The sequence below is a fragment of the Ensifer sp. Root954 genome, from assembly GCF_001429005.1.
In the GTDB taxonomy this organism is placed as follows: Bacteria; Pseudomonadota; Alphaproteobacteria; order Rhizobiales; family Rhizobiaceae; genus Ensifer; species Ensifer adhaerens.
On sequence record NZ_LMJM01000025.1, the window covers coordinates 238,624 to 263,229 of the forward strand.

At 63.4% G+C, this 24,606-nt stretch carries 29 protein-coding genes and 1 other RNA gene; 16 read left to right on the plus strand and 14 right to left on the minus strand.

The window, feature by feature from the left end; all coding sequences use genetic code 11:
- Nucleotides 1–109: 109 nt before the first annotated feature.
- Nucleotides 110–1,444: a TadE/TadG family type IV pilus assembly protein gene (locus ASE71_RS20330; RefSeq protein WP_060515958.1), complete on the plus strand. Its 1,335-nt coding sequence runs from the start codon at nucleotides 110–112 to the stop codon at nucleotides 1,442–1,444.
- Between the two features lie 73 nt (nucleotides 1,445–1,517).
- Here ASE71_RS20330 and ASE71_RS20335 read toward each other — a convergent pair whose 3' ends face one another.
- From ASE71_RS20335 to ssrA, 5 genes are all read right to left on the minus strand, one after another.
- Entirely contained in the window at nucleotides 1,518–2,306 is a 789-nt protein-coding gene (locus tag ASE71_RS20335; protein WP_034792592.1) for a hypothetical protein, read from the minus strand.
- 375 nt (nucleotides 2,307–2,681) lie between these two features.
- Nucleotides 2,682–2,918 carry a ribbon-helix-helix domain-containing protein gene (locus tag ASE71_RS20340; RefSeq protein WP_034792594.1) on the minus strand — a complete coding sequence of 79 codons (237 nt, stop codon included), beginning with the start codon at nucleotides 2,916–2,918 and terminating at the stop codon, nucleotides 2,682–2,684.
- Between the two features lie 88 nt (nucleotides 2,919–3,006).
- Nucleotides 3,007–3,213 carry a DUF4169 family protein gene (locus ASE71_RS20345; RefSeq protein WP_034792596.1) on the minus strand — a complete coding sequence of 69 codons (207 nt, stop codon included), beginning with the start codon at nucleotides 3,211–3,213 and terminating at the stop codon, nucleotides 3,007–3,009.
- 18 nt (nucleotides 3,214–3,231) lie between these two features.
- Nucleotides 3,232–3,744 (minus strand): SspB family protein, encoded by a 513-nt coding sequence (locus tag ASE71_RS20350; RefSeq protein ID WP_034792598.1) that lies wholly within the window; start codon nucleotides 3,742–3,744, stop codon nucleotides 3,232–3,234.
- Between the two features lie 138 nt (nucleotides 3,745–3,882).
- Nucleotides 3,883–4,241: a transfer-messenger RNA gene (ssrA, locus tag ASE71_RS20355) on the minus strand.
- A gap of 146 nt (nucleotides 4,242–4,387) precedes the next feature.
- On the opposite strand from ssrA, the gene ASE71_RS20360 reads away from it, so the two are divergent.
- From ASE71_RS20360 to ASE71_RS20405, 10 genes are all read left to right on the plus strand, one after another.
- Complete coding sequence (locus ASE71_RS20360) at nucleotides 4,388–4,696, plus strand: DUF2853 family protein (protein WP_060515959.1); 309 nt, start codon at nucleotides 4,388–4,390, stop codon at nucleotides 4,694–4,696.
- A 99-nt stretch (nucleotides 4,697–4,795) separates the two neighbouring features.
- Entirely contained in the window at nucleotides 4,796–5,590 is a 795-nt protein-coding gene (locus tag ASE71_RS20365; RefSeq protein WP_060515960.1) for a thymidylate synthase, read from the plus strand.
- A gap of 167 nt (nucleotides 5,591–5,757) precedes the next feature.
- Nucleotides 5,758–6,363 (plus strand): glutathione S-transferase, encoded by a 606-nt coding sequence (locus ASE71_RS20370; protein WP_060515961.1) that lies wholly within the window; start codon nucleotides 5,758–5,760, stop codon nucleotides 6,361–6,363.
- Nucleotides 6,356–6,892: a dihydrofolate reductase gene (locus ASE71_RS20375; protein WP_034792608.1), complete on the plus strand. Its 537-nt coding sequence runs from the start codon at nucleotides 6,356–6,358 to the stop codon at nucleotides 6,890–6,892. Before ASE71_RS20370 ends, ASE71_RS20375 begins: the two co-directional genes overlap by 8 nt.
- Before the next feature lie 156 nt (nucleotides 6,893–7,048).
- Entirely contained in the window at nucleotides 7,049–8,164 is a 1,116-nt protein-coding gene (hflK, locus tag ASE71_RS20380) for an FtsH protease activity modulator HflK (RefSeq protein WP_060515962.1), read from the plus strand.
- Complete coding sequence (gene hflC, locus ASE71_RS20385; protein ID WP_060515963.1) at nucleotides 8,161–9,081, plus strand: protease modulator HflC; 921 nt, start codon at nucleotides 8,161–8,163, stop codon at nucleotides 9,079–9,081. Before hflK ends, hflC begins: the two co-directional genes overlap by 4 nt.
- A gap of 7 nt (nucleotides 9,082–9,088) precedes the next feature.
- Nucleotides 9,089–9,274: a DUF2065 domain-containing protein gene (locus tag ASE71_RS20390; RefSeq protein ID WP_034792618.1), complete on the plus strand. Its 186-nt coding sequence runs from the start codon at nucleotides 9,089–9,091 to the stop codon at nucleotides 9,272–9,274.
- A 6-nt stretch (nucleotides 9,275–9,280) separates the two neighbouring features.
- Nucleotides 9,281–9,667: an ACT domain-containing protein gene (locus ASE71_RS20395; RefSeq protein WP_034792627.1), complete on the plus strand. Its 387-nt coding sequence runs from the start codon at nucleotides 9,281–9,283 to the stop codon at nucleotides 9,665–9,667.
- A 271-nt stretch (nucleotides 9,668–9,938) separates the two neighbouring features.
- On the plus strand, nucleotides 9,939–11,459 hold the full coding sequence (locus ASE71_RS20400) for a DegQ family serine endoprotease (RefSeq protein ID WP_060515964.1): 1,521 nt from the start codon (nucleotides 9,939–9,941) through the stop codon (nucleotides 11,457–11,459).
- Nucleotides 11,460–11,939: 480 nt separating this feature from the next.
- Nucleotides 11,940–12,842 carry a LysR substrate-binding domain-containing protein gene (locus ASE71_RS20405; RefSeq protein ID WP_060515965.1) on the plus strand — a complete coding sequence of 301 codons (903 nt, stop codon included), beginning with the start codon at nucleotides 11,940–11,942 and terminating at the stop codon, nucleotides 12,840–12,842.
- 204 nt (nucleotides 12,843–13,046) lie between these two features.
- On the opposite strand, the gene ASE71_RS20410 is transcribed toward ASE71_RS20405, so the two are convergent.
- Together ASE71_RS20410 and serB are read right to left on the minus strand one after the other, a co-directional pair.
- Nucleotides 13,047–13,622, minus strand: a complete 576-nt coding sequence (locus ASE71_RS20410) for a GNAT family N-acetyltransferase (RefSeq protein WP_060515966.1) — start codon at nucleotides 13,620–13,622, stop codon at nucleotides 13,047–13,049.
- Complete coding sequence (serB, locus tag ASE71_RS20415) at nucleotides 13,619–14,506, minus strand: phosphoserine phosphatase SerB (protein WP_060515967.1); 888 nt, start codon at nucleotides 14,504–14,506, stop codon at nucleotides 13,619–13,621. Before serB ends, ASE71_RS20410 begins: the two co-directional genes overlap by 4 nt.
- On the opposite strand from serB, the gene miaA reads away from it, so the two are divergent.
- Entirely contained in the window at nucleotides 14,505–15,416 is a 912-nt protein-coding gene (miaA, locus tag ASE71_RS20420; RefSeq protein WP_060515968.1) for a tRNA (adenosine(37)-N6)-dimethylallyltransferase MiaA, read from the plus strand. The two genes, serB and miaA, sit on opposite strands and share 2 nt — an antisense overlap.
- A gap of 19 nt (nucleotides 15,417–15,435) precedes the next feature.
- Here miaA and ASE71_RS20425 read toward each other — a convergent pair whose 3' ends face one another.
- Nucleotides 15,436–15,837: a VOC family protein gene (locus ASE71_RS20425; protein ID WP_060515969.1), complete on the minus strand. Its 402-nt coding sequence runs from the start codon at nucleotides 15,835–15,837 to the stop codon at nucleotides 15,436–15,438.
- Nucleotides 15,838–16,009: 172 nt separating this feature from the next.
- On the opposite strand from ASE71_RS20425, the gene ASE71_RS20430 reads away from it, so the two are divergent.
- Nucleotides 16,010–16,297, plus strand: coding sequence for a hypothetical protein (locus tag ASE71_RS20430; protein ID WP_060515970.1), 288 nt, complete (start codon nucleotides 16,010–16,012; stop codon nucleotides 16,295–16,297).
- A gap of 39 nt (nucleotides 16,298–16,336) precedes the next feature.
- Here ASE71_RS20430 and ASE71_RS20435 read toward each other — a convergent pair whose 3' ends face one another.
- Nucleotides 16,337–16,729 carry an MAPEG family protein gene (locus ASE71_RS20435; RefSeq protein WP_060515971.1) on the minus strand — a complete coding sequence of 131 codons (393 nt, stop codon included), beginning with the start codon at nucleotides 16,727–16,729 and terminating at the stop codon, nucleotides 16,337–16,339.
- Between the two features lie 157 nt (nucleotides 16,730–16,886).
- Between ASE71_RS20435 and ASE71_RS20440 the strand changes: the two genes are divergently transcribed.
- Complete coding sequence (locus ASE71_RS20440) at nucleotides 16,887–17,300, plus strand: winged helix-turn-helix transcriptional regulator (RefSeq protein ID WP_244496814.1); 414 nt, start codon at nucleotides 16,887–16,889, stop codon at nucleotides 17,298–17,300.
- A gap of 45 nt (nucleotides 17,301–17,345) precedes the next feature.
- On the opposite strand, the gene ASE71_RS20445 is transcribed toward ASE71_RS20440, so the two are convergent.
- From ASE71_RS20445 to ASE71_RS20460, 4 genes are all read right to left on the minus strand, one after another.
- Entirely contained in the window at nucleotides 17,346–18,041 is a 696-nt protein-coding gene (locus ASE71_RS20445) for a class I SAM-dependent methyltransferase (RefSeq protein ID WP_060515972.1), read from the minus strand.
- Between the two features lie 345 nt (nucleotides 18,042–18,386).
- A complete protein-coding gene (locus ASE71_RS20450) occupies nucleotides 18,387–20,414 on the minus strand; it encodes an ATP-binding protein (RefSeq protein WP_034793613.1) in 2,028 nt (675 codons plus the stop codon).
- Between the two features lie 130 nt (nucleotides 20,415–20,544).
- Nucleotides 20,545–21,063, minus strand: coding sequence for an ABZJ_00895 family protein (locus ASE71_RS20455; RefSeq protein WP_034792648.1), 519 nt, complete (start codon nucleotides 21,061–21,063; stop codon nucleotides 20,545–20,547).
- A gap of 126 nt (nucleotides 21,064–21,189) precedes the next feature.
- A complete protein-coding gene (locus ASE71_RS20460; protein ID WP_060515973.1) occupies nucleotides 21,190–21,738 on the minus strand; it encodes an RBBP9/YdeN family alpha/beta hydrolase in 549 nt (182 codons plus the stop codon).
- A gap of 107 nt (nucleotides 21,739–21,845) precedes the next feature.
- Between ASE71_RS20460 and ASE71_RS20465 the strand changes: the two genes are divergently transcribed.
- Nucleotides 21,846–22,313, plus strand: a complete 468-nt coding sequence (locus ASE71_RS20465) for an Lrp/AsnC family transcriptional regulator (RefSeq protein ID WP_060515974.1) — start codon at nucleotides 21,846–21,848, stop codon at nucleotides 22,311–22,313.
- A 164-nt stretch (nucleotides 22,314–22,477) separates the two neighbouring features.
- Nucleotides 22,478–23,572 carry a calcium/proton exchanger gene (gene cax, locus ASE71_RS20470; protein WP_034792668.1) on the plus strand — a complete coding sequence of 365 codons (1,095 nt, stop codon included), beginning with the start codon at nucleotides 22,478–22,480 and terminating at the stop codon, nucleotides 23,570–23,572.
- A 17-nt stretch (nucleotides 23,573–23,589) separates the two neighbouring features.
- Here cax and ASE71_RS20475 read toward each other — a convergent pair whose 3' ends face one another.
- Complete coding sequence (locus tag ASE71_RS20475; protein ID WP_060515975.1) at nucleotides 23,590–24,600, minus strand: NAD-dependent epimerase/dehydratase family protein; 1,011 nt, start codon at nucleotides 24,598–24,600, stop codon at nucleotides 23,590–23,592.
- Nucleotides 24,601–24,606 lie beyond the last annotated feature (6 nt).

Below are 24,606 nucleotides of genomic sequence, written 5' to 3' on the forward strand. Positions count from 1 at the left end.
TGCGGCTTGCGGGCCGCGTCTTTAATCGGCGCATGGGAAGGACGACGTCGATCGCTCCGGATTGACCCGAGCGGCGCGTCGCCGTCTGCTGAGGGGGCAACGATCAGAGATGCGCTACAATTTGAGGAAGAGAGCCGCCCGTATCTTTGCGGACGAGCGCGGCAACTTTACCGTTCTGACCGCGCTGATAGCTGTGCCGTTGTTGAGTGCCGCGTCGATCGCCATCAACCTGGCGCGGATCAATCTCGAGGCCGCGAAGATGCAGACGGCGCTCGATGCCGCTGCCTTCTCGGCGGTCAAATCCTACGGCGAGGGCGAGACCGAGGCCAGTGCCAGGGATCTCGCCAACAACGTCTTCTTTGCGAATTTCGGCCAGCCGGAGATCGTCGATCAGCTCGGCCCGGAGAGCGGTGTGGCGGTGGCGGCCACGCCGGTGCAGATCGCCTTCGGCGCCGCCGGCGTCGAGACCACGGCGACCGCGGCCTACGCGTTGAAATACAATCCGCTCTTCTTCGGGCTGCAGCCCTATACGATCGACCGGGAAAGTGTTGCCGCGCGCATGCCCGGGAGAGAGGCCTGCATTCTGGCGCTGCACCCGACGGCGAGCCGGGCCTTCGAGGTCAGCGGCGGGGCGAGCGTCGACACATCCGGCTGTACGATCACGTCGAACTCGACCGACGCGCAGTCGATCTACCTCAGCGGCTCGGCCACGCTCAAGGCCGAGTGTCTCTACGCCGCCGGCAAGGTGTCCGCGACGCTCGCCAACCTGCAGCTTGCCTGCGGCAAGGCGGTAGAGGAGGTGACGCCAATTGCCGACCCCTTCCGGTCGAAGAAGATGCCGACCACGGCAGGCTGGGTGAGCCTTGCCGGCTGCGGGCAGAATTTCGTCGGCGGCGGTGGCGGCAACGGCGACTGCAACGGCACCGGCAAGACGCCGAACAACGCGCCCGACACCTACCGCGTCGAGCTGAAGCCTGGCACCTATGGCGATCTCGAAATCAAGGGCAAGGTTCTTCTGAGACCCGGCAACTACATCATCGACGGCGGTAGCCTGAAGTTCACCAGCCAGTCGGTGGTGAGCGCCGAAGGGGTAACCTTCTTCCTCTTGAACGGCGCCCAGCTCGACATTCACGGCGGGGCGACCTTCCAGGTCAGCGCGCCGACGACCGGCGACTGGGCCGGCTTCTCGATCGTCGCCGGGCGCAACAACACGGCCAGCGCCACCATCAACGGCAACAGCGCCTCGTCGCTCGCCGGCATCATCTACATGCCGGCGTCGCGCGAGATCCAGTATGCCGGCAACGGATCGACCGGCGGTGAATGCGTGCGCATCGTCGCCCAGGAAATCACCATGATCGGCAACAGCAGCTTCAAGCTTGATTGCAAGGCGGTGCTGGCCAACACCACCATCAACAATCCCGGCGCGATCCGGCTGGTGCGATAACGACGGACGCGTCTTGCCACCGGCCGTTGGGCCGGCGGCGGATCGCTTGCCGGTGTCCAGGCGCGCCTTGCCTTCAGAAGCGGATGGACAGTCCGAGGATTGGACCTTGCTGGACCACGTCGAAGATGAAGCCGTCATTGTCGTAGTTGACGCCCAGCGCACGATAACCGGCGATCGCCGAGATCGTGTCGTTGAAACGGTAGCCGAGGCCAAGGCCGACGTCCCAGTCGATGTCGGCGCCGCCGGCGCCGACCAGGCCCCAGCCGGTCAGGTAGATCTCCGGGGTGAAGAAGTAGTTGCCGCGCACACCCACCATGCCGTCGACCCAAGTCTTGCGGTCATCGCGGCTGATACCGTCGAGCGGGCCGCCCTGAAAGGATATGGTGGTGTTGACCGACCAGATCCTGGCGCCGCCGACCACGTCGAGATGCGAGTTCTGATCCTCAAACACCGTGTAACCGACGCCGATGAGGCCAGCGAAGGTCTCCGATTCCACATCGACCGTATCGGTGAAGACGCCGCGCGCTTTGCCGTCGCCGGAGAGCTTCGTATAGATCAAGTCACCAAAGACGCTGAAGCGGTCCTTGCGCGCTTCGACGGTGGCCATGGCGGCGAAGTCGAGATTGCTCCAGATGTCGCTGAAGCTGGAGTCGATGTGAACGGTCGGGAGCCCGAATTGCGCTGTGTCGCCGGAGAGGCCCGCCATCCAGAAATAGGGCGCGAAGGTGAATTGCCAGCCGCTCTCGGTTTCTTCCACGGGGGCCGCGGGCGCCATCAGCGGCGTGATGTCGGCCGCGTGGGTCGGCAGGGCGAACAACAGGCCAAGGCAGGCCGTGAGGCCCAGTCGTGTAGGGATACTCATGAAACGCCTCCCGCTTGAGACAATCCCTGAAACGAGAGACGGGCCCGTCTGGAATTGCGCACTACAGACTCTCGAACACAAGGGCAGCGGAAAGTTGCCGCCTCCCGATGTGGGCATTGTTATATAAGTTTATTCGAATACAACTGTTTTGGCCGGAAACGGCGAAGCGGGGCATGCCAAATGCCGCGCGCTGTTGCATCGGCCACACAGTTGCCTTGGATCCGCCAATGCCTGTCGCCCGACACTGTACAGCGCTCGTGCGGCAACGGCGTGAGAACAAGGGCTCAATGTCTCGCGACTAGCCCTTTGACGTGACAGGCCTTGGGCGAATTCTGGCCGCGAATTCTGGCCGCGCTGGCCATCGACGGCGGGAGCTCAGGTCTCGTCGGGCAAGAGCGTCGAGCGTTGCGATTTCAGCCATTCGAGCACATGGACGCGCAGTGCCGAGGAGAGGTTGCTGTCGGGCGTGCGCTGGTCGTCGATTTCGGCGATCAGCTGGGCAAGCGGCACCGCCCGCGTTTCCGCGATCGTCTTCAGCTCCTGCCAGAAGGCGTCTTCGAGCGAGAAGCTGGTGCGATGGCCGTGGAGCGTTGCGGAATGCTTACGGATCATCGCCCGGCCTTAGAGACTGATTCAAGGAATTGGCATTTCGAGTCCGGAAGCTGCCGCAAGTCCTTGCTCCGGAATCACTTTTGCGGGCTCAGTCCTTGTCGACGTCGCCTTCGGCAGGGCGCTCGATGCGGCCCTGGTCAAGGCGGGTCTCCGCCTTGTCGTTCAGCGCTTTCGTCAGGGATTTCTCGGCCTTGGTGCGGCCGAAGGAGATGCGGTTCTGCTCGGCCTGCTTGTCCTTTTCCGTGCGCTCGCGACGCTTGCGGAACTGGCGCAGATTGACGACGTCTCCGGTCATGAGCCTCGGCTCCTCGGATCAGTTCTTCTTGCGGAAGGAATCGAGCGAGACGACGGAGCCGCCGCCATTCTTCGGCTCGGTGGGCTTGTCGTCCTTGGCCGAGGTCTCGGCATTTTCTTCCGGAACGGGATAGGCGGTGATCTCCGCCGATTCCTGTTCTTCTTCCTCGCCGGCCGCCACGTCGAACTCCAGTTCGAAATTGACCGACGGGTCGTAGAAGCCACGGATGGCGTTGAACGGGATCACCAGCCGTTCGGGCGTGTCGGAGAAGGAGAGGCCGATTTCGAAGCCGATTTCGGTGACTTTCAGCTCCCAGAACTGGTGCTGGACCACGATGGTCATCTGTTCGGGATACTTGGCTTTCAGGTGCTGCGAGATGCGCACGCCCGGCGCGCCGGTCAGAAAGGTGATGAAGAAGTGATGCTCTCCCGGCAAGTGACCGGTGGTGGCAACCTCCGTCAGGACCTTTCGGATGACGCTGCGCAGTGCGTCCTGTGCCAGAATGTCGTAGCGGATGTGGTCCTGGCCCATGAGCGTCCCGTCTTTCCTCGAACTCAATCTACTGTCTGCTGTCGGCTTGGAGGTCAAGCCGTCGGCTTTTCATTGCCCGTCTGAAGCAGACGAGTCAATTATTCAAGCATCTATAGACCATTTCGAAGCGGGGGAGAAGGTGAAGGCTTCTGTTGCCAGGTGCCTTCGGACCCCGCCTTACGGTGCTACCCGGAAGGACTTGATTTGAAGTGTCGCACCGCGATTAAGCAGCGAGACGTGCTTCAGCATAGTTGTCGTTTGCAACTATAAGTTTAGCCCGATAACGGTGGTACAATGCCGAGCAAAAAGTCGATCTTTACGCCCTTGTCGATCCTATTTCGCCCCCATTAAAAGCCGATCGATTCTGATCGGTTTTTGGTGGAGGCGCCGGGTACCGCCCCCGGGTCCAATGGGTTTATTTCATCGCCCGTTTATTGCCATAGCCGCCCGAAGACGGCAGAGTTCATATAGGTCTTTCCGGGCCCCAAGAAAAGGGGGATGTGTCGGATATATGACTTTCTCCCGGACTGCCCGGTGCCGAACCGCCTTGACTTGACCGGCATCCATGAAAAACTCCCGCTGCTGCCATGCGGCCGGCAATCTCCGGCCGCAGTTTCGAAAAGCAAAGCAAGCTGGAGGCCTCATGACGGACTACCTCGCAGATGTGCAGAAATACGACAGCGGCGCCGACGAGGCGATCGTGAACAAGATCGTGCGTCACCTTGGCATTGCGCTTCGCAACCGGGATTCCTCGCTCGTTTCGGCGTCGGATCCCAAGGAGCTCGAGCGGGTCAAGGAGAAATGGTGCGAGAAGAAGCTCGGCATCAGCGGCGCCGATGCGGACGGCGCGATCGACGCCACCGTCAAGGCGATGTCGGCGGACCGGTCGAAATCGCGCGTCACCTTCTACTATCTGGTGGCCAAGAACCTCGGCAAGCTACAGACCTTGTAGCTCCCCGCCGAATTATCCGGGATAATCGTCCCGTGGTCATTGGTTCGCCGCCGGCTTCGTCCTAAATTTAGCGAAAGTACGAATCGGCGGCGCCAGACCATGCAGCAATATCTCGACCTTCTCGACCATGTGATGACCAACGGATCCGACCGCGGCGACCGGACGGGAACGGGCACGCGCTCAGTCTTCGGCCACCAGATGCGCTTCGACCTCTCCGAGGGCTTCCCGGTGCTGACGACCAAGAAGCTGCACCTGCGCTCCATCATCCATGAGCTGCTGTGGTTTTTGAAGGGCGACACCAACATCCGCTATCTCAAGGAAAACGGCGTCACCATCTGGGACGAATGGGCAGACGAGAACGGCGACCTCGGCCCGGTCTATGGCTACCAGTGGCGCTCCTGGCCGGCGCCGGACGGGCGCCATATCGACCAGATTGCCGGCCTCGTCGAGAGCCTGAAGACCAACCCGAATTCCCGCCGCCACATCGTCTCGGCCTGGAACCCGGCGCTCGTTGACGAGATGGCGCTGCCGCCCTGCCATTGCCTTTTCCAGTTCTACGTCTCCGACGGCAAGCTCTCCTGCCAGCTCTACCAGCGCTCGGCCGACATCTTCCTCGGCGTGCCCTTCAACATCGCTTCCTATGCGCTCTTGACGATGATGGTGGCGCAGGTGACGGGCCTGAAGCCGGGTGATTTCGTGCACACGCTTGGCGACGCGCACATCTACCACAACCATTTCGAGCAGGCCCGGCTGCAGCTCACCCGCACGCCGAAGGCGCTGCCGCGGATGGAAATCAATCCAGACGTGAAAGATCTCTTTTCCTTCCGTTTCGAAGACTTTACGCTCGTCGGCTACGAAGCCGATTCATCCATCAAGGCGCCGATCGCCGTCTGACATATCCTGATGCTGCGGGTGGCCGGTCCGCATTTCTGAATTCTTCTCGATGCCGATGCCGCGCCACTCTTCGGGCGGGGCAGGAGCTTCGGTCGCCCGCACGCGCAGGGGCCGGCAATCCAAGGTGAGGGGCGGCCGGGGAGGGCTGTCGTCCAAGGGAGGTATCGATGCTCACACTCGTTCATGCGCCGCTGTCGCGATCCTCGCGCATCGTCTGGCTGCTTGAGGAGCTGGGCGCGGAATACGAGATCCGCTACGTCTCGATCCGCCGCTGGGACGGCTCGGGTGAGCCCGACGACAACAACCCGCATCCGCACAAGCAGGTGCCGGCGCTCATCCATAATGGCGCGGTGATCTGGGAGTCGGCCGCCGTCGTGCAGTATCTCACCGACCTTTATCCCGATTGCAGCCTCGGCCGGCCGCCCGGCCACAAGGAGCGTGGCGCCTATCTCTCCTGGCTTGCCTATTACGCGGGGGTGATCGAGCCGACGGCGCTTGCCCACATTTCCGGTGCGACCATCAACAACCCGGCGCAGGCGCGGCTCTACAGCGAAATGTGCGCCCATGTGATCGACGTGCTCACCCGACGGACCTATCTGCTCGGCGAAACGATGAGTGCCGCCGATCTGCTTTTGGCAAGCGCGCTGCAGTGGATGCGCAAGATCCTGCCGGAAAGCACGGTCGTCGATCGCTACATCCGTGTGGTAACGGACCGGGCAGCCTATGACCGCGCCAGAGAAATCGACAGCAAACCGAACGGGTTCCATGACTGAAACGAAGACCACCCACCCGAAGATATCGATCGTCGTCGCCGTTGCCGCCAACGGCGTCATCGGCCGCGACGGCGATCTGCCCTGGCGGCTTTCGACCGATCTCAAGCGCTTCAAGGCGCTGACGATCGGCAAGCCCGTGATCATGGGGCGCAAGACCTGGGCGTCGCTCGGGCGTCCGCTTCCCGGCCGCGCCAACATCGTCATCACCCGCAACGCGGATTTTGTGGCGGAAGGGGCAAGCGTCGTCCCGTCGCTCGATGCGGCGGTAGCGCTTGCCGGCCGAGAGGCGGAGGCCGCGGGCGTGGACGAGATCTGCGTGATCGGTGGCGGCGAGATCTACCGCCAGTCGATCGCGCGTGCCGATATCTTGCATGTGACCGAGGTGCAGGCGACCGTGGATGGCGACACGCGCTTCCCCGATATCGATCCCGGCATTTTCGAGAAGGTCTTCGAAGAGGACCTGCCGCAGGGTGAAAAGGACAGCCACGCCATGCATTTCGTCACCTTTAAGCGGCGTGCGACAGCCTGACGCGGCGGATCGTCAACTATTTTGAACCATTTACGGTGAACTCGGGTCTATCGCGTTGAAAGCGGTGCGGGTGATACCTATAACGGTTTCACATCATGAACGACCGTGCGGTGGCGCGGCCGTTCGGCGTGGGAAGTATTCAAAAGAGAGGTTTTGATGCCCTGGAGCAATCAGAATGGCGGCGGTGGCCCATGGGGCGGCGGCGGTGGCGGCGGCAATCAGGGGGGGCCCTGGGGCCAGGGGCCAAACCGGCCGCGTGGCGGCAAGGGCGGCCCTCCGGATCTGGAAGAGATCATTCGCCGTGGCCAGGACCAGCTCAAGAACGTCGTTCCCGGCGGCTTCAATGGTGGCGTCTTCGCCATTATCGGCCTGCTGATCGTCGGTTTTGTCCTGATCAATTCGATCTACACGGTGCAGCCGGACGAGCGCGGCGTCGAGATGCGCTTCGGCAAGCCGAAGGACGAGATCTCTATGCCTGGCCTGCACTATCATTTCTGGCCATTCGAGACCGTCGAATTCGTCAAGATCACCGAGCAGCAGCAGAACATCGGCGGGCGCTCGAGCGGCCAGTCGAATTCCGGCCTGATGCTCACCGGCGACCAGAACATCGTCAACGTCCAGTTCTCGGTTCTTTACTCGGTCACCGATCCGAAGGCTTACCTCTTCAACGTCGAGAACCCGTCCGACACGCTGCAGCAGGTGGCCGAAAGCGCGATGCGCGAAGTCGTTGGTCGCCGTCCGGCGCAGGACATCTTCCGTGACAACCGTCAGGCGATCGCCGCGGACGTGAAGAGCACGATCCAGGCAACGATGGACACCTACGGCACCGGCGTTTCCGTCAACACGGTCGCCATCGAGGACGCCGCACCGCCGCGCGAAGTGGCCGATGCGTTCGACGAAGTGCAGCGCGCCGAGCAGGACGAGGATCGCTTCGTCGAAGAAGCCAACCAGTATGCCAACCAGGTGCTCGGTAAGGCACGCGGTCAGGGTGCGCAGATCCGCGAAGAAGCGGCCGCCTACAAGGACCGTGTCGTCAAGGAAGCACAGGGTGAGGCGCAGCGCTTCATCTCCGTCTATGACGAGTACTCCAAGGCGCCTGACGTTACCCGCAAGCGTCTCTATCTCGAAACCATGCAGGGCGTTCTCGGCAAGTCGAAGAAGGTCATCATCGACGAGAAGAACGGGCAGGGCGTACTGCCATATCTGCCGCTGAATGAAATCGGTCGTCCGACGACGTCGGGTGCCGCAGCAGTTTCGGGAGCAGGCCAGTGATCAATAATCGTACCTCCGTTATCCTGATCCTGCTCGCCGTCGTCTTCGTCGGCATCTATTCCTCGGTCTTCGTCGTCAACGAGCGTCAGCAGGCGATCGTCGTTCGCTTCGGTCAGATCAAGGACGTCAAGAGCCAGCCGGGCCTCTACTTCAAGCTGCCCTTCGCCTTCATGGATGCCGACCGCGTCCAGTACGTCGAAGACCAGGCACTGCGCTTCGACCTCGACAACATCCGTGTCCAGGTCTCGGGCGGCAAGTTCTATGAAGTTGATGCCTTCGTCGTCTACAAGATCTCCGATCCCCGCCGCTTCCGCGAGACGGTCTCGGGCGATCGCGACTCGGCGGAATCGCGTCTCAGGACCCGTCTCGACGCGTCGCTGCGCCGTGTCTACGGTCTGCGTGGCTTCGAGGCTGCTCTTTCGGACGAGCGTGCGTCGATGATGCGCGAAGTGCGCGCCGACCTCAAAACCGACGCGGAGTCGCTCGGCCTCAACATCGAGGACGTCCGTATCCGTCGCACCGACCTGACGCAGGAGGTCTCGCAACAGACCTACGACCGCATGAAGGCCGAGCGTCTGGCGGAAGCCGAACTGATCCGCGCCCGCGGTAACGAAGAGGGCCAGCGCCGCCGCGCGATTGCCGACCGTCAGGTCGTCGAAATCGTGGCCGAAGCCCAGCGCGATTCGGAAATCCTGCGCGGTGAAGGCGAAGCCGAACGCACAAGGACCTTTGCTGACGCCTTTGCGCGCGATCCGAAGTTCTTCGAGTTCTATCGCTCCATGACCGCTTACACGCAGTCGATCGGTAGCCCGGACACGACGCTGGTGCTTTCGCCGCATTCGGAATTCTTCCGTTACTTCAATAACTCGGAAGGCACTCCGCCGGCCGCGGCACCTCAAGCAGCGACCGGAAACTAGGCGGGCGATGTCAGACTTTCTGACAGGATTCGCTTTCTTCCTGATCATCGAGGGGCTGGTGTACGCACTGGCCCCTTTGGTTTTGGTGGAAATGGCGAAGCGTTTGCCGTATGTCCCCGAACATCAGCTTCGACTGGCGGGGCTCGTTTGCGTGGCTGCCGGGGTCGGACTTGTATGGTTGCTTCGAGGATAATGCGAAATGCCACATAAACTGCTGATCCGGCTGGTCGATGCCGAATACGCCATCACCCGCCTTAATATCGGCTCCAGCATGCCGGAATGGCTGCCGGGGCCGGGCTTCTGGACCGTGTCGAGCTCGCGCGAGGAGATGACGCTGGTCTGCCGGGCCGCCCGCGTGCCGTCCAGCGTCCAGAGTTCGCTCGGCTGGCGCTGCTTCCGTGTCGAGCAGCATTTTGCCTTTGACGTGCCCGGCGTGCTCGCCTCGGTGCTCCGGCCGCTTTCGGATGCCGGCGTCGGCGTCTTTGCCAATTCGACCTTCAGCACCGACTACATCTTCGTTGCCGGCTCCGATCTCGACAAGGCGGTCCAGGCGCTGAAAGACCACGGTCACGAGCTCACCACCTGATCAGCCACGCCCGGCCTCGACGTAAAGGCTTGGCAGGGAACGTCCGTCCTTTCGCACCCTTGCGCGCAAGGATCAGGAAATCGTGTTTGGACCCTTCCGAATTCCGCCTTATCTTCAGAGGAAAGTCGGACGTCGCGGTCTTGCGGCTTGCGTTTGTCAAATCTGCCGCATAAGCCCGGCCGGCGGTTTCGGTCGAGGCGGAATTATGCGAAGAATCAAAGTGCTATGGTGTGCCGGTGTCACCGCACACAGCCAGAGGAGCTGAAGCGAATTGTCCACGCGATCAAAATCCCGAGTACACTCGCTTGGCGCCTCCCTCGGCGTTCTGGCGCTCGCAGGCGCGCTCGCCTTCAGCAGCACCGCGCTCGCCCAGAACACGGCGATCCGGCCGCCGAGCAATGGCCCGGCCTCCGTCGCCGATCTGGCCGCCGGACTGCTGGATGCCGTCGTCAACATCGCGACTTCGCAGAAGGTCAAGAACGACGATGATGCGCCGGCGCCGCAGGTGCCGGAGGGCTCGCCCTACCAGCGCTATTTCGACGAATTCTTCAAGGGCCAGGGCAATCAGGGCGGTAACCGCCAGCGCACGGTCGAATCGCTCGGCTCCGGCTTCGTCATCGATCCCTCTGGCTACATCGTCACCAACAACCACGTGATCGAGGGCGCCGACGACATCGAGATCAACTTCGCCAATGGCAGCAAGCTGAAGGCGAAGCTCGTGGGCAAAGACACACAGACCGATCTCGCGCTGCTGAAGGTCGAGCCGAAGGCGCCGCTGAAGGCCGTGCCTTTCGGGGATTCGCGCAAGATGCGCATCGGCGACTGGGTGATGGCGATCGGCAACCCGTTCGGCCTTGGCGGTTCCGTTTCGGTCGGCATCATCTCGGCGCGCGGCCGCAACATCAACGCCGGCCCCTATGACAATTTCATCCAGACGGACGCTGCGATCAACCGCGGCAATTCCGGCGGGCCGCTGTTCAATATGGCCGGCGAAGTGATCGGCATCAACACGGCGATCATCTCGCCAACGGGCGGCTCGATCGGCATCGGCTTCTCCGTGCCGACCGAACTTGCCGCCAATGTGGTACTTCAGCTCAAGGACTTCGGCGAGACGCGTCGCGGCTGGCTCGGCGTGCGCGTCCAGCCGGTGAACGACGATATCGCCGAGAGCCTGAAGATGGACGCGCCGCGCGGCGCGCTCGTCTCCGGCATCATCGAAGGCGGGCCGATCACGCACGGCGAGATCAAGGCCGGCGACGTCATCGTCAAATTCGACGGCCATGAGGTCGGCGAGGTGCGCGACCTGAAGCGCGTGGTCGCCGAAAGCCCCGTCGGTAAGGCGGTGGATGTCGTGGTGATCCGCGACGGCAAGGAACAGACAGTCAAGGTGACGCTCGGACGCCTCGAGGATGGCGCGCTTGCAAGTGCCGACGCGGCAACCGGCGACGAGGGGTCGAAGGCTGACAAGCCGGAGGCTGCGCCGCTTCCAGCGACCGACGTCGTGCTCGGCATGAAGCTTGCGACGCTCAACGAAGAGGCGCGCAAGAAATACGGCATTGCCGAAGACGTGGACGGCGTTGTCATCACCGAGGTCGCGCCGAATTCGGTCGCGGCAGAGCGGCGCGTAGAGGCGGGCGACGTCATCGTCGAGGTCGGTCAGGAGGCGATGGAGACGCCCGCCGACGTGGCCGACCGGGTCGAGGAGCTGAAATCCAGCGGCCGTCGCCACGCCGCCCTTCTGATCTCCAACAAGTCCGGCGAATTGCGCTTCGTCACCGTTCGGGTGGAGTAGGACGCATCGCGCCTTTCGGCAGTTGCGATTGCGGCATCGGATCGATGCCGCAGCGCCGCTTTCGGTCGAGGCCGATTGTCTGAATCTTTTCAGTGCTATCGCCTCTGGGGCTGAGAGGCTGAATCCACGTCCTCAGGTTTTGATTCAAGGCTGCGGTTCGGCCGACGGGCCGCAGCGCGCTCATGATGGGCACAGACACGGTCCCGCTGCCGCGACCTTCTCCCCGCTTGCGGGGAGAGGGTTAGGGTGAGGGGCATTCGAGAAGCGGTGAGGTGCCCTTCTTTCAGCAGTCCTTGCTCGCTTGCCTGGGGTGCGGGGACGGCTTGCGCGCCGGCTGGAAGGTCATCAGCCTGAGGGCTTCGAACAGAATTTCGATAATCGTATGCATTGCCGCACCTCCTTTCTTGCAAGCATTTCACTCCACTTGCCGGCACCCCTCAAACGAGTTTACAGTCGCCTCCGGATAACTTGAGGTTATGCATGAAGCGCGGCCGACTGCCCCTGACAGCGTTGCGGAGTTTCGAGGCGGCCGGGCGACTGGAGAGTTTCACACTGGCTGCATCGGAGCTTTTCGTCTCGCAGGCGGCCATCAGCCGGCAGGTGCGCGAGCTCGAAGAGCTGATCGGCCGGCCGCTGTTTGAGAGGCTCCACCGCGGTGTGCGGTTGACGGCCGATGGTCAGGCGCTGCTCGGCACGCTGACATCTGCCTTCGACATGGTGGGCGAAAGCCTCGACGCGCTCTCGGGGCGGCGGTTGTCGCAGACGCTGAAGGTCAGCGCCGAGCCATCCTTTGCCGGCTGCTGGCTGGTGCCGCATTTGCAGGAATTTCAGGAGGCGCATCCGGAGATCGATCTGGTGATCGATGCGGAGTCGCGGCTCGCCGAGTTTCGAAGCGGCGAGGCCGATATCGCCATCCGCCACAGCTTGACCGCGCGCTCCTGGTCGCGGGTGGAGACGCGGCCTCTTGCCGAGGTGGAGATGGTCCCGGTGATCACGCCTGCGCTCGCCGGCGCCGGGCGGCCGCTCGACCGACCCGAAGACCTGTTGCAGCATCCATTGTTGCATGAGGATAACCGGCAACTCTGGGAACAATGGTTTGCGGCGGCCGGCACCGCGCCGGTGAAGCTTGCACGCGGCGCGATCTTCGCCGATGGCTCGATGGTGCTGCAGGCGACGCTGCGCGGCAGCGGCGTCGGCCTCATCGACCGCGACCATGCCCGCGACGACATCGCCGCCGGCCGGCTGATCCAGCCGTTCGACGCCTCAGTGCCCTATGGCGCGTTCTTTATCGTGGCGCGGCGCTTCGAGGCGCTGTCGGAGGCGGCCAGAGCCTTTGTCGACTGGATCGAACGGAGCTACCCGGGGGCGGGGCGAAAGCGGTGAGGCGGCCCTTATCCTCACGGCGAGCGCTTGCCCCTCATCCGCCTGCCGGCACCGTCTCCCCGCACGCGGGGAGAAGGAAAGATATGGCGAACACTCGCCATTCTTCAGAGGTGGTTGGGTAGTGCCAGTGCGGCTGGCGTCTCTCTTCCCGCCTGCGGAGAGAGATGTCCGGCAGACAGAGAGGGCAACCCACGAAGCGGCAGCTTATTTCCCGGCCTTTGAACGATGCGCGCGCCATTCCTCGGCGCTGATCGCATAGAGCACATGCCGAACCAGGGTCGGCTGATCGGTTGGGACGCGGGGGTGGTCGAAGTCGCGACTTGGGTCGCGGTGCATGCCGATCCGTTGCATGACAGCGGTCGAGCGGGTGTTGGCGGGAACCGCGAAGGAGACGACCTCGCTCAAGCCCTTTTCCTCGAAGCCGTAGCGCAGCAGGGCGTTGGCCGCTTCGGTGACGTAGCCCTTGCCCCAGTAGGGCGGAGCCAGTCGCCAGCCGATTTCGACGGTTCCTTTGGGCAGGTGCGGCTCCAAATCCGTGAGCGCGAGGCCGCAGAAGCCGATTGGCTTGTCGTCGGCCTTGAGCGCCACGGCGAAGAAGCCGAAGCCGGTTTCGGCGATGCCCTTGCCGACGCGATCGAACAGCGCGTCTGATTCCGCGCGGCTGCGGCGGAAGGGAAAGAATTCCATCACCTTGGGATCGCTGTTGATCGCGAAGAAGAGATCGCGATCGCTTTCCTTCCAGGCGCGGATGCGCAGCCGCTCAGTCTCGGCAATGATCATCCGGCGAAATCCGTCTTGCGATAGCCCTGCAGATAGAGAAGGGCGGTGAGGTCGCCGTGGTCGATGCGGACCTTGGCCTGCTCGGCAACGACGGGCTTGGCGTGCAGCGCCACGCCGGTGCCGGCAAGCTGGATCATGCCGAGATCGTTGGCGCCGTCGCCGACAGCAAGGGCATCGTCCGTCGAGATGCCGAGGCGGTCGGCGATCTCGATCAGCGAATCGACCTTGGCCTGCTTGCCGAGGATGGGATTGGCGACTTCGCCAGTGAGGATGCCGTCTTCGGCGATCAGCGTATTGGCGCGGTTCTCGTCAAAGCCGAGCATCTCGGCGATCGGGCCGGTAAAGACGGTGAAACCGCCGGAGACGAGCGCGGTATAGTGGCCCCTGCTCTTCATCGTTGCGATCAGTTGTTTTCCGCCCGGCGTCAGCGTGATGCGCTTGGCGATGACCTCGTCGACGACGCCAAGTGGCAGGCCCTTCAGAAGTCCTACGCGTTCGATCAGCGCCGGCTCGAAGGCGATCTCGCCGTTCATGGCGCGGGCGGTGATCGCCGCCACCTTGTCTTTCAGGCCGACTTCGGCGGCGAGTTCGTCGATGCATTCCTGGCCGATCATGGTCGAGTCCATGTCGGCGATGAGCAGCTTCTTGCGGCGGCTCTCGGCGTCTTGCACGGCGACATCGACCGGTGCATCGCCGATCACGCCGTGCAGCAGGGTTTCGGCGGCATCCGGATCGGTGCCGTCGGTCAGCGCGATATCGCAGGCGATGCCATCGGCGAGCCAGTAGAGGCCGGATGCCTTGACGGCGTCAGCGGCTGCTTCCGCCAGTGCTGGCGTCAGAACAGGATTTGACGGATTGGCGATAAGCGTGGCAACGAGAGCCATGGACAACAACCTTGATACCGAGAGCGACGCGATCCTGATAACCGGGCCGACCGCCAGCGGCAAGTCCGCGCTTGCCGTCGAACTGGCGCGCCGACACGGCGGCGTGGTCGTCAATGCCGACAGCATGCAGGTCTATGACACGCTGCGGCTGTTGACGGCGCGGCCGGACGAGGCCGACATGGGCGGCATCGAGCACTGTCTTTACGGCCATGTGTCGGCGGCATCCGCCTATTCCACCGGTGCCTGGGCGCGTGAAGCGCAGGCATTGGTCGCTCAGCTCAAGGGCGAGGGACGCTTGCCGGTTTTTGTCGGCGGCACCGGGCTCTATTTCAAGGCGCTGACCGGTGGTCTCTCGGACATGCCGGAGATCCCGGCGGCGATACGGGAAAGGCTGCGCGAGCGGCTGAAGGCGGAAGGGGCGGAGGCGCTGCATCGCGACCTCGAAGCCAGGGATCCGGAAACGGCGGTGACACTGAAGCCCGGTGACGGCCAGCGGATCGTGCGGGCGCTCGAAGTGGTGGAGGCCACCGGCAAGCCGATCCGCTTCTTCCAACAGCAGACCGGACCCATGATCGTCGACCCGGACCGGGCTACAAAATATGTCGTGCTGCCGGAGCGAAAGCTCCTGCACGACCGCATCAACCGTCGCTTCCAGTTGATGCTTGCCGGCGGCGCGATCGACGAAGCGCGGGCGCTGCTTGCGCTCGAGCTGCCGTCGGAAATGCCCATCATGAAGGCGATCGGCGTCAGCCAGATCGCAGCCCTTCTGAAGGGCGAACTCGATGAGGCCGAAGTGATCGAGATGGGCGCTGCGGCAACGCGACAATATGCCAAGCGGCAGATGACCTGGTTCCGTAACCAGCTCGACGACAGCTGGCAGCGCATTTCGAGCGCCGAGGAGGTGCTTTGACGAGCGCCGTTGCTGCGGATCAGTCGGCGAGGTTCAGCTGCCAGGACACGCCGAAGCGGTCGGTGACCCAGCTGAAGCGCTGGCTGAAGCCGTAATTGTCGAGTGGCATCAGCACTGCCCCGCCTTCGGCGAGCATGCCATAAAGCGTGATGATCTCATCCTCGCTCTGGCATTCCACGAAGAAGGAGAACGACGGGGTGAAATCGAAGGCGTGCCGGACCGGGCTGTCGATGCACTTGACCCGCTGCGCGCCGAGCCGGAAAAGCGCCACCTTGACGCTGCCTTCGGGACCTTGCTCATCCGGTCCATAGCGCTCGACTTCCAGCACCTCGGCATTCGGGAACAGTGAGACGTAGAAGGCCATGGCGTCGTCGGCGACGCCATCCTGGAACATCAGAAAGGGCGTGATGCTTGTAACCATGGCGCGCTCCCGTTGTCGTCGGTGTCAACAAAACCGGCTGACTGATCCTACCCCAGGATGTCGCCACGACAACGGTCGGCCCGCGGCAAAGTTTCCTTGCAGGATAGGCGCTGATGCCTTGCTGTGAGCGGGGCGGCTTGCAGGTTCGGGCGGCGCATGCCATGTCCCGATCATGACAGACGAGCAGAAAACGTCTCCTGACAGCGCGGAAATCCGTCTGTCTCCCGATGAAGTCCTGGTGCTTTTTGAACTTCTGTCGCGTTGGAGCGAGGAGAACGCAGTTCCAACGCCGGACGCCTCCTGTTTCGAAAGCACGGCCGAATGCGCGGTGCTGCTCGGAGTGCTGGCAGACCTTCAAAAGCAGTTGGTTGCACCCTTTCGCGAAGACTACGCCGAAGCGGTGAAAGCGGCACGCCGCCGTCTGGCGCCATCGTGGGATTCCCCTGACCTCAGGGGGTGATTTGCTTGCTTGTGCCTACGCTTGATCGGCTCACACCAGTCACGCCAGCAGCGGCCACAGCACCAGTCCGATCCCGATGATGCTGGTCGCAAACAGGACCGAGCGCAGCACGGGAATGCCGATCGCATAGGCGAGCCAAAAGGCGAGCCGTGCCGAAAGCCAGACGATCGCACCGAGTTCCGTCGTCGTGTTGTTTGCGCCGGTGACTTCGACCGCAAGCAGCGCGGACGCGGCGAAGGGAAAAGTCTCGAGGAAGTTTGCCTGCGCGCGTTTCAGCCGTCCGACGAGGGGCGTTGGCGGCGGCCCGGTCGCTTCGCGCGAAGAGAGCGACCAGGCCAGTCCGTTCTGGCGCGTCTGGAGTTGCGCCGCGACAAAAACCTGGATGATGCCGAAGATGCAGCCGAGCGCCAGCACGGTCATCTCCATGCTCATGACCGCGCTCCGAAAGCCGTCTCGAACTTTACTGTCGCGTGTGCCTGCGCCATGTCAGCCATCGTGCTTTCCTCCCGCATTGTTTGCTGAAAGCACGCTAACTCTCTGGTACGATATCGTAAATACGGACAAAAAGGATAGTACGGGGGGCGCCGACATGACGGAACAAGCCGTGGCATCGGACCGAGGTATCGGGCCGAAAGTGTCCAGCCTGACCGGTCTCGACATGAGCCATATCCGGCTCTGCCCCGCCATCGCCTTCAACCAGATCGTTGGCGGGCGCTACAAGCTGCACATTCTTTGCGTGCTCGAAGGCGGGACGCACCGCTATGGCGAAATCGGACGGTCGCTGCTTCGTGGCGGACTCGGTAAGCCGATCACCCCGCGTATTCTCAGCCGCGAACTGCGGGAACTGGAGGAGCGGGGCCTGATCAGCCGCCGGGACTATCCCGTGGTGCCGCGCAAGGTGGAATACAGTCTGACCGCCCAGGGGCAGGCGCTGCTGCCGATCCTTGCCGAAATCGTCCGCTGGGGCGCAACGGGCGCGCACGAGCAAATCCTCGGGATATGACTTCCTCCTGCTCGGCCCTTCAAAACGTCGAGAAGGCTGTCGCGCTCACGCTTTCACGGCCGAGAAGAAGAGGAAGCGCGGTTTGGTCGTCAGGCTCCTGTAGGCGTCCGGAAAGAGCGTGCTGGCACGCGGATCGGGCTCCGGTTCGCTCACCGTCTCGGTGGCAAATCCGGCTGATTTGAGCGCATCGAACATGGCGTGCAGCGGGCGGTGCCAGAAGCGCATGTGGATGGTCCTGCCGCCCCGTTCCCAGGTATCGTCGAAGCGATAGGTCTCGAAATAGTTGTCGTGACCGGAAAGGGAATGATCCATGAACGGATGGTGCGTGGAAAACACCAGGCGGCCGCCCTTCTGCAGAACCCGGTTGAATTCGGAAAGCGGGAGCGACCAGTCCTCCAGATAGTGCATGACGAGGGATGCCACGATGAGGTCGAAGGCACCGTCGTCGAACGGCAAGGGTTCGCCCAGATCGGCCCTCAGCAATTGCGCACGCCCGTCGAGGCGTCGACGGGCGATGTCCAGAAGACCGGCGCTGCGATCGATGCCGGTCACCGTGGCGCCGCGCTCGATGAGCGCTGCCGCGTGCGCTCCGCCGCCGCAACCGGCGTCGAGCACCCGAAGCCCGGCGACGTCGCCGGCGAGTGCCAAAGTCGCCGGCCGCTCGTAATAGGCGTTCCAGGCGTTGTTCTCGTTGTCGGCATCATAGGCTGCCGCAAAGGCATCGTAGTCGTTCTCTGGCAAGGTCTTTTCTCCGCTGCCACCGAAAGGCGTGCGCGATCAGATGTCGAAGCGCTTGAAACTTCTATTCTATCGGTCTGCGACGCCATCGGGCAACGCCGCTTGTACCGTTCTGTTCGGGTGCCCGGAGCCACGGCCGCATTGGGGCGGGCCGAAGCATGCCAATCGCGTTAATGTGGAGCGCCCCCTGGAGGACCTTCGGTCGCAAGGACGCGTGCGACCACCCAGCGAGCCGCTATTCCCCTCCAGAGTTGTTCACGCACTGCCGCCCGCAGCGCATGTCTGGACAAAACGCTTTTACATCTCTGGTTGTCAAATGGGGCGCCCGCAGTTTTACGCGTTCGCTGCCTAGGTCTTGCGGATGATGCTGCCGAGGGGCCGCTTCAACAGGCTTTCGCGCAGCGAGCCCTGGCGCGGCCGCTCGCCGGACGCCGGGTCAGCCGTTTGCGAACGGCGTTGGGCCTGATCGGCCGGGGATGGCTCGTTCAAGAGCTGCTGGCGGATCTGATTGAAGCGCTCCAGCTCCGGATTGACGGGGGCAGGCGCGCGCGGAAGCATGTCCGGACGATAGGGCTCGATCTCGACCTGCGGCTCGCTGAGGCCCGGTTGCGGCTCGGCTTCTGCCGTGGCGCCCAGTTCGGTCTCCCAGCGCTGCTCTTCGCTCACGGTCTGCGCCGCCATGTAGCTCTGCTGGAAGTTCGAAATATCCGGCCCGTTGATGGCGCGCATGCGGCTGACGATCGCGCGCAGGTCAACGGTCGGCGGATGGTCCTCGTCGATCCGGTCGATGATCCCGTGGGCGCGCGGCAGGCGCTCCTCGGCGATGCGAGAAAAGCGCATGCGCATCGGCACGGCCACCGCCTCGCCGAATGCGATTGCCTCGCCATTGCCGATCGAGGAAATGAAGCTGGTCGTCGATGTCGACGAGTTCGGAATGGCCGAGCGGATGATGTCCTGGTCACGGTCGTTGGCAAGCCGCATGGCAAAGACCGTCGAGCACTGCGACAGGATCGTCGGATCGAGTTCGCCGGGGCGCTGGGTGATGATGCCGAGCGAGACGCCGTATTTGCGGCCTTCCTTGGCGATGCGGGCAATGGCCTGGCGGGTCGGAAGGAAGCCGAGCGACGGATCGGCGGGCACATAGCGGTGCGCCTCTTCGCAGACGACCAGCATATGGATGCCGCCATTGCTCCAGAGCCCGATTTCAAACGCCATGCGGCAAAGCACCGAGGCGACGGAATTAACGACTTCCGAGGGGATGCCGGCCAGCTGGAAGGTGGCAATCGGCCGGCCGTCGCCTGGAATGCGGAAAACCCGGGCGATCGTGTCCTGGATCGTGTCGGTGATCGTGTTCGACGAGAACATGAAATGATAGCGCGGATCGTTGATCGCCGAGACGATCTTGACCTTGAGCGAGCGCAGATGCGGCTTGTCGTTGCGCCCTTCGAGCCGGCCGATGCGCTCGTCGATCAGCGCCAAGAGGTCGGCGATGCGGTAAGGCACCGGCGTGTCGGCGGTGATCGAGCTCTTTTCCGTCTGGCGCCGCACGATGCCGGCGTCGCCGCCGCCGCGGAAGGCCTTCTTCGCCTCGGGGATGATGTCGCGCAGCATGTCGAGCTCGTCCGGCGGCGCCGGGCGGCCGCGGAAGATCACCTCTGCGAACTCCTCCAGTCGGAAGAACCAGAAGGGCAGGTCGAGCGTATCGGTGTCGATGACGACGGCAAGGTCGGGGAAGGCGGCGGCAAATTCGTTGTGCGGGTCGAGGATCAGCACGCGCAGCTTCGGATCGGCAATGATCGCCTTGTTGAGCAGCAGCGTGACCGCGGTCGACTTGCCGACGCCGGTCGTGCCGACGATGGCGAAATGCTTGGCGAGCATCGAGGGCACGTGAATGGTTGCGTCGAGGCTCTCGTCCTGGGTCAGCTTGCCGATGATGCAGCTGTCGTTGCGGCCGGAATCGTAGATGCGCGCAAGGTCGGCGGCGCGGATGCGGTGGGCGATGGCACCGAGATAGGGATATTGGCTGATACCGGCGGAAAACTCTTCACGACCGTCGGGCCCCCTATGGACCTCGCCCATCAGTTCGACTTCGATGCGGAAGGTGTTGTTGGTCTCTTCGCCCCATTCGCTGGAGGTGGTCTGCATCGAATAGACCAGCGCCACCACGCGGTTCCTGCCGACGGAAATGGAAATCAGCCGGCCGACGGACCAGAGTTCGGTCAGCGACGTCTCGCCGCTCTCTGCGATCGCAGCGATCGTCGCGCGCGCGCCGTTGCAGGCAACCACCCGTCCGAGGAACCGGTTGCCGGGCTTCAGGCCGTCACGGCGATCCTGCTCTCCGGCACGGATCGAGGAATGAAGTTCATTGTTCAGCAACGCGAGAAACCCCGGCAATACGGCGCTTCATGTTAGCCAAGGGGATTTAACAAGTGGTTTCGAGATGTTGCACGAGCACGCGGGGCACGGGCAGCGGCACGGCGACTTGCGCGATCCGATTAGTTCCCTGTCAGAGCGATAGCCGGCCGGCCATCCTCCTCGCCGAGCTACCGTACTGCCAGCGCATCATGAAGTACGAGACTGTCAGGAGGAGGGCCATACCGCCTGCGATCACGAGACAGAGAACCATGTCCAGAGACATCAGCAGGGAGACGAACTGCTGCCGGTTGACGTAGTAGGCGATCTCATAGCCTGGGTCGCCAAATACAAACGCCATGACGTAGACCCAAGCAGCAATTGCAACACCCGGCAGAATGCTAATTGCCGTGGCTAAGCCCAAGGAGACGCGGGCCAGTTTCGCTTTCTCTTCTTCCGTCGGGCATCGGCGATGCCTTTGCACGAAACGGCTGGCTGTGGCGGTAGCCGATGACAATGTCTGCGCAAACCAGACGCCGTATGCAGTTCCCTTCGGTATCGGGCCAACAAGGGTCTCGTAGGCGAACATCCCGGCCACGCAGACTCCTGTCAACGCCAGGCAAACGAGGGCGAAGTAGCGATAATATGGCGTCAGCGACACGGTCGGCGTCATGCGTGGTTCCTGGCGGGCGGTTGTGGGGCCACTTGGCATGATTAGCGCATAACGTGCAAGATTGTGCGCTCTCCCTGAGCAAACTGTCGGGAAAGCTCGCCGACGTTGGCCGGACTGTGTGACGCCTCAGCCCTCCGATGGTTTGATGCACTGAGCAAACGACCGGAACAGCGCCCGCCCTTCCGGCCAGTCGCTCAACCCGCTCTTGCCGTTGATATGGCCGACGGCGCCGGCTTCGGCGAACCGGCTGCCCCATTGCGCCGCCCGCATCTGCGCGTAGCCGATGGTGCCGAAGGGGTCGTTGGAACTCGCGACGATAAGGGAGGGAAAACGGAAGCGTTCCGTCGGGACCTTGGCGAAGCTGGCAGCCTCCGCCGGGAAGGCCGCAGACGTCGGATCGGGAACCGCCACGAGAAAAGCGCCGGCGACAGGACGGGTGCGGACTGCATGCCAATGGGCGACGAGCAGACAGGCAAGGCTGTGGGCGACGAGAAGGGGCGGCTCGCTTGCTGAGGCAACGGCGCTGTCGAGCGCCTGGATCCAGTCGGCAAGCTGCGGACGATCCCAATCGCCCGGTTGGAAACGGCGCATGTGAGGGTCTGCATACTCCCATCGGGTTTGCCAGTGCGCCTCGCCGGAACCGCCGATGCCGGGCAGGATGATGATATCGTTCATGTTGTCCTCTCATCTTCAACATGGGGGAGACTGCCAGCTTCCCTTGACCATCTGAATGCGCAATCATCGGAAAGTGCGGCCGTTTGCCGATGGATTAAAGGTGAAACATGGCGGTTGACCGTTCTGCCCTCGACCCGACCGATATCGCGATCATCGAGGTATTGCAGGAAGACGGACGCATCGCGATCTCGGAGCTCGGGCGGCGTATCGGTCTGTCGCAGCCGGCGACCTCGGAGCGGGTCAAGCGGCTGGAGGAGCGCGGCATCATTTCCGGTTATGGCGCACGCATCAATGCGGCACGCCTCGGGCTTGGCATGATGGCGGTGATCCGCCTGAAGACGACGCACGAACATATCCGTGCCTGCCTCAAGCAGTTTTCCGAGATGCCGCAGGTGATCGAGGTGCTGCGGCTGACCGGCGAGGACTGTTTCCTTCTCAAGGTGCTGGTGCCGACGCCGGGCGAGCTTGAAACGATCGTCGACACGATCGCGCGCTATGGCGCCGTGACGACGTCGCTTGTCTTGAGCGGCGAGCCGGAAAAGCCGATCGGGCGGGCGCTGATCCAGCGGGTCTGAGACTGGGCGCCGGGCACGCTCCGACTTGATGAAAGTCAATGCAGAACGCGAGAGGACGCGGGATAATTCAACCATAGGCCAGGCACGTCCGTTCGGGTGACCGTCGGGGGCGTTGCCGGCCACGGACGCTCGAAGGGCGAGCGGGAAGCGGGCGAGGGGAAGCCATGAGCGATGCAATTGCCTATTTTCGTCGGACACCCATACTCTGGCTGATCGTCTTCGTGCCGATCGCGATCGCCGGTGAGCACATCTGGCCGGACGCCCATACGCTGCTCTTCCTGCTGTCGGTGGCGGCGATCGTGCCGCTGGCGGCGCTCCTGAGCCAGGCGACGGAGGCGGTTGCGGCCCGCACCGGCGACACGGTCGGCGCGCTCTTGAATGCAACGCTCGGCAACCTGACCGAGCTCGTCATCGCCCTGATGGCGCTTGCTGCCGGCCAGTATCTGCTGGTCAAGGCCTCGATCGCCGGCGCGATCGTCACCAACACGCTGTTCATGCTGGGTGGTTCGTTTCTGCTCGGCGGGCTCAAGTTTCACCTGCAGGAGTTCAACCGGGTGAATGCGCGCTTTCTGGCGAGCCTCCTGTTCATGGCGACGATCGCCGTGCTCGTGCCTTCGCTGATCGGTGCTGCCGACGGCCAGCCGCAGACGGCTTTCACCCAACAGCTGAGCGCCGGCCTCTCCGTCCTTCTCATCATCACCTATGGGCTCTGGATGCTGTTTTCGCTGAAGACCCATCGCGAGCTGTTCGTCTCGGCCACTTCCGAGCATGGCGGTGATGAACCGCACTGGCCGCTGGCGACGGGCATCATCGTGCTGCTGGTGGTGACCGTTCTTGTGGCGCTTGTCAGCGAAGTTTTCGTCGGCTCGGTGCAGGTTGCGGCCGAAGAGCTTGGCATGACGCCGGCCTTCGTCGGCTTCGTTGTCGTCGCGCTCGTCGGTGCCGCGGCCGAGATGGCGACGGCTTTCTCCGCTGCGCGCAAGGATCGGCTGGACCTGAGCGTCGGCATAGCGCTCGGCAGCGCCGTGCAGATTGCGCTCTTCGTCGCGCCGCTGCTGGTGCTTCTGAGCTACGTGCTCGGGCCGCAGCCGATGGACCTGCAGTTCTGGCCGGGGGCGATCGTGATGATGCTGGTCGCGACCATGGCCGCGACGCTGCTTTCCAACGGCGGGCGGTCTGCCTGGTACATGGGCGTGCTGGCGCTCACCGTCTACGTGATCTTCGCCATGACGCTGTTCCTGCTGCCGCCGCAGGTGTAGCCCTGCGGCGGCTGAAATCAGCGCCCGCCGGCCGCAATCAGGCTGCGGGCGCAGTCGAGGATGGTGGCGTTCACCGGCCTCGGCGCAAAGCCAAGCAGGCGCCGGGTTTTGTCGGATGACAGCGCAAACTTGCGACCGAGCAGCGGGGCCAGCGGCTTCAAATCGGCGCTGAGCGGGGCCAGCAGCCGCACGAGCGCAGTCGGCAGCCGTCGCGTCGGCACCTTGCGGCCATCGACGCCGAGGCCCAGGCGCAGCGTGGCGGCGATCTCCTCCATCCATTGGAAGTCGCCGGCGGCGAGAAAGCGTTCGCCTGCGGCCTCAGGCGCGGTCATGGCGGTGACGTGCAGGTCGGCGAGATCGCGTACGTCCACCACCCAGAAACCGAGGCGCGGCAGGAACCGCGGCCGGCCGCCGACGAGGTCGCCGATGATCTTCACCGAGCCGAGATTTTCGCTCGAAAGCACCGGACCGAAGACGGCGCCGGGCAGCAACGTGGCGAACTCCGTCGCCTTGCCCTCCATGAACTTCCAGGCGGCACGTTCGGCGAGGATCTTGGAGACCCGGTAATTGTCGAATTGCGGGTCGTCGGGGTCGGCCCAGCGCGTCTCGTCGCTGGCAAGGCCTGAGTCCAGCGGCGGCCGGGTCGTGGCGGCCGCCGAAGTCATCACCACACGCCGGACGCCGGCATCGACGGCGGCGGAAAGCACCCGCAGCGTGCCTTCGCGGGCCGGCATAACATAGGCGTCGCGACCGCCGCCGGGAATGCCGCCGAGCGGCGAAGCGACGTGCAGGACATAGGTGCAGCCCTCCATCGCCTCGGCCCAGCCGTCATCTCCGGTCAGATCGGCCCTGGCGAAGGACAGTCGGTCTGTCGCGTCGCTGACGGCGGCGATCGAGCGCCTGACGGCGTCGGCCTTTGCGAGATCGCGCAAGGTGGCGCGAACGTGGTATCCGCCTTCGAGCAGAGAGACGATGCACCAGCGGGCGACGAAGCCGGTGCCGCCGGTGACAAGAACACATTCATTCATCGGTTT

Excerpts from the sequence above, each read along its gene's own strand:
- ASE71_RS20435 (WP_060515971.1), bottom strand. The coding sequence starts at position 16,729 with ATGAGCATGGAGATGACCGTGCTGGCGCTCGGCTGCATCTTCGGCATC.
- ASE71_RS20370 (WP_060515961.1), top strand. The coding sequence starts at position 5,758 with ATGCTCACACTCGTTCATGCGCCGCTGTCGCGATCCTCGCGCATCGTC.
- ASE71_RS20345 (WP_034792596.1), bottom strand. The coding sequence starts at position 3,213 with ATGACCGGAGACGTCGTCAATCTGCGCCAGTTCCGCAAGCGTCGCGAG.
- ASE71_RS20430 (WP_060515970.1), top strand. The coding sequence starts at position 16,010 with ATGACAGACGAGCAGAAAACGTCTCCTGACAGCGCGGAAATCCGTCTG.
- ASE71_RS20390 (WP_034792618.1), top strand. The coding sequence starts at position 9,089 with ATGTCAGACTTTCTGACAGGATTCGCTTTCTTCCTGATCATCGAGGGG.
- ASE71_RS20330 (WP_060515958.1), top strand. The coding sequence starts at position 110 with ATGCGCTACAATTTGAGGAAGAGAGCCGCCCGTATCTTTGCGGACGAG.
- miaA (WP_060515968.1), top strand. The coding sequence starts at position 14,505 with ATGGACAACAACCTTGATACCGAGAGCGACGCGATCCTGATAACCGGG.
- ASE71_RS20395 (WP_034792627.1), top strand. The coding sequence starts at position 9,281 with ATGCCACATAAACTGCTGATCCGGCTGGTCGATGCCGAATACGCCATC.
- serB (WP_060515967.1), bottom strand. The coding sequence starts at position 14,506 with ATGGCTCTCGTTGCCACGCTTATCGCCAATCCGTCAAATCCTGTTCTG.
- ASE71_RS20405 (WP_060515965.1), top strand. The coding sequence starts at position 11,940 with ATGAAGCGCGGCCGACTGCCCCTGACAGCGTTGCGGAGTTTCGAGGCG.
- ASE71_RS20460 (WP_060515973.1), bottom strand. The coding sequence starts at position 21,738 with ATGAACGATATCATCATCCTGCCCGGCATCGGCGGTTCCGGCGAGGCG.
- ASE71_RS20335 (WP_034792592.1), bottom strand. The coding sequence starts at position 2,306 with ATGAGTATCCCTACACGACTGGGCCTCACGGCCTGCCTTGGCCTGTTG.
- ASE71_RS20340 (WP_034792594.1), bottom strand. The coding sequence starts at position 2,918 with ATGATCCGTAAGCATTCCGCAACGCTCCACGGCCATCGCACCAGCTTC.
- ASE71_RS20350 (WP_034792598.1), bottom strand. The coding sequence starts at position 3,744 with ATGGGCCAGGACCACATCCGCTACGACATTCTGGCACAGGACGCACTG.
- ASE71_RS20455 (WP_034792648.1), bottom strand. The coding sequence starts at position 21,063 with ATGACGCCGACCGTGTCGCTGACGCCATATTATCGCTACTTCGCCCTC.
- cax (WP_034792668.1), top strand. The coding sequence starts at position 22,478 with ATGAGCGATGCAATTGCCTATTTTCGTCGGACACCCATACTCTGGCTG.
- hflK (WP_060515962.1), top strand. The coding sequence starts at position 7,049 with ATGCCCTGGAGCAATCAGAATGGCGGCGGTGGCCCATGGGGCGGCGGC.
- ASE71_RS20360 (WP_060515959.1), top strand. The coding sequence starts at position 4,388 with ATGACGGACTACCTCGCAGATGTGCAGAAATACGACAGCGGCGCCGAC.
- ASE71_RS20410 (WP_060515966.1), bottom strand. The coding sequence starts at position 13,622 with ATGATCATTGCCGAGACTGAGCGGCTGCGCATCCGCGCCTGGAAGGAA.
- ASE71_RS20425 (WP_060515969.1), bottom strand. The coding sequence starts at position 15,837 with ATGGTTACAAGCATCACGCCCTTTCTGATGTTCCAGGATGGCGTCGCC.
- ASE71_RS20365 (WP_060515960.1), top strand. The coding sequence starts at position 4,796 with ATGCAGCAATATCTCGACCTTCTCGACCATGTGATGACCAACGGATCC.
- ASE71_RS20465 (WP_060515974.1), top strand. The coding sequence starts at position 21,846 with ATGGCGGTTGACCGTTCTGCCCTCGACCCGACCGATATCGCGATCATC.
- ASE71_RS20375 (WP_034792608.1), top strand. The coding sequence starts at position 6,356 with ATGACTGAAACGAAGACCACCCACCCGAAGATATCGATCGTCGTCGCC.
- ASE71_RS20440 (WP_244496814.1), top strand. The coding sequence starts at position 16,887 with ATGACGGAACAAGCCGTGGCATCGGACCGAGGTATCGGGCCGAAAGTG.
- ASE71_RS20475 (WP_060515975.1), bottom strand. The coding sequence starts at position 24,600 with ATGAATGAATGTGTTCTTGTCACCGGCGGCACCGGCTTCGTCGCCCGC.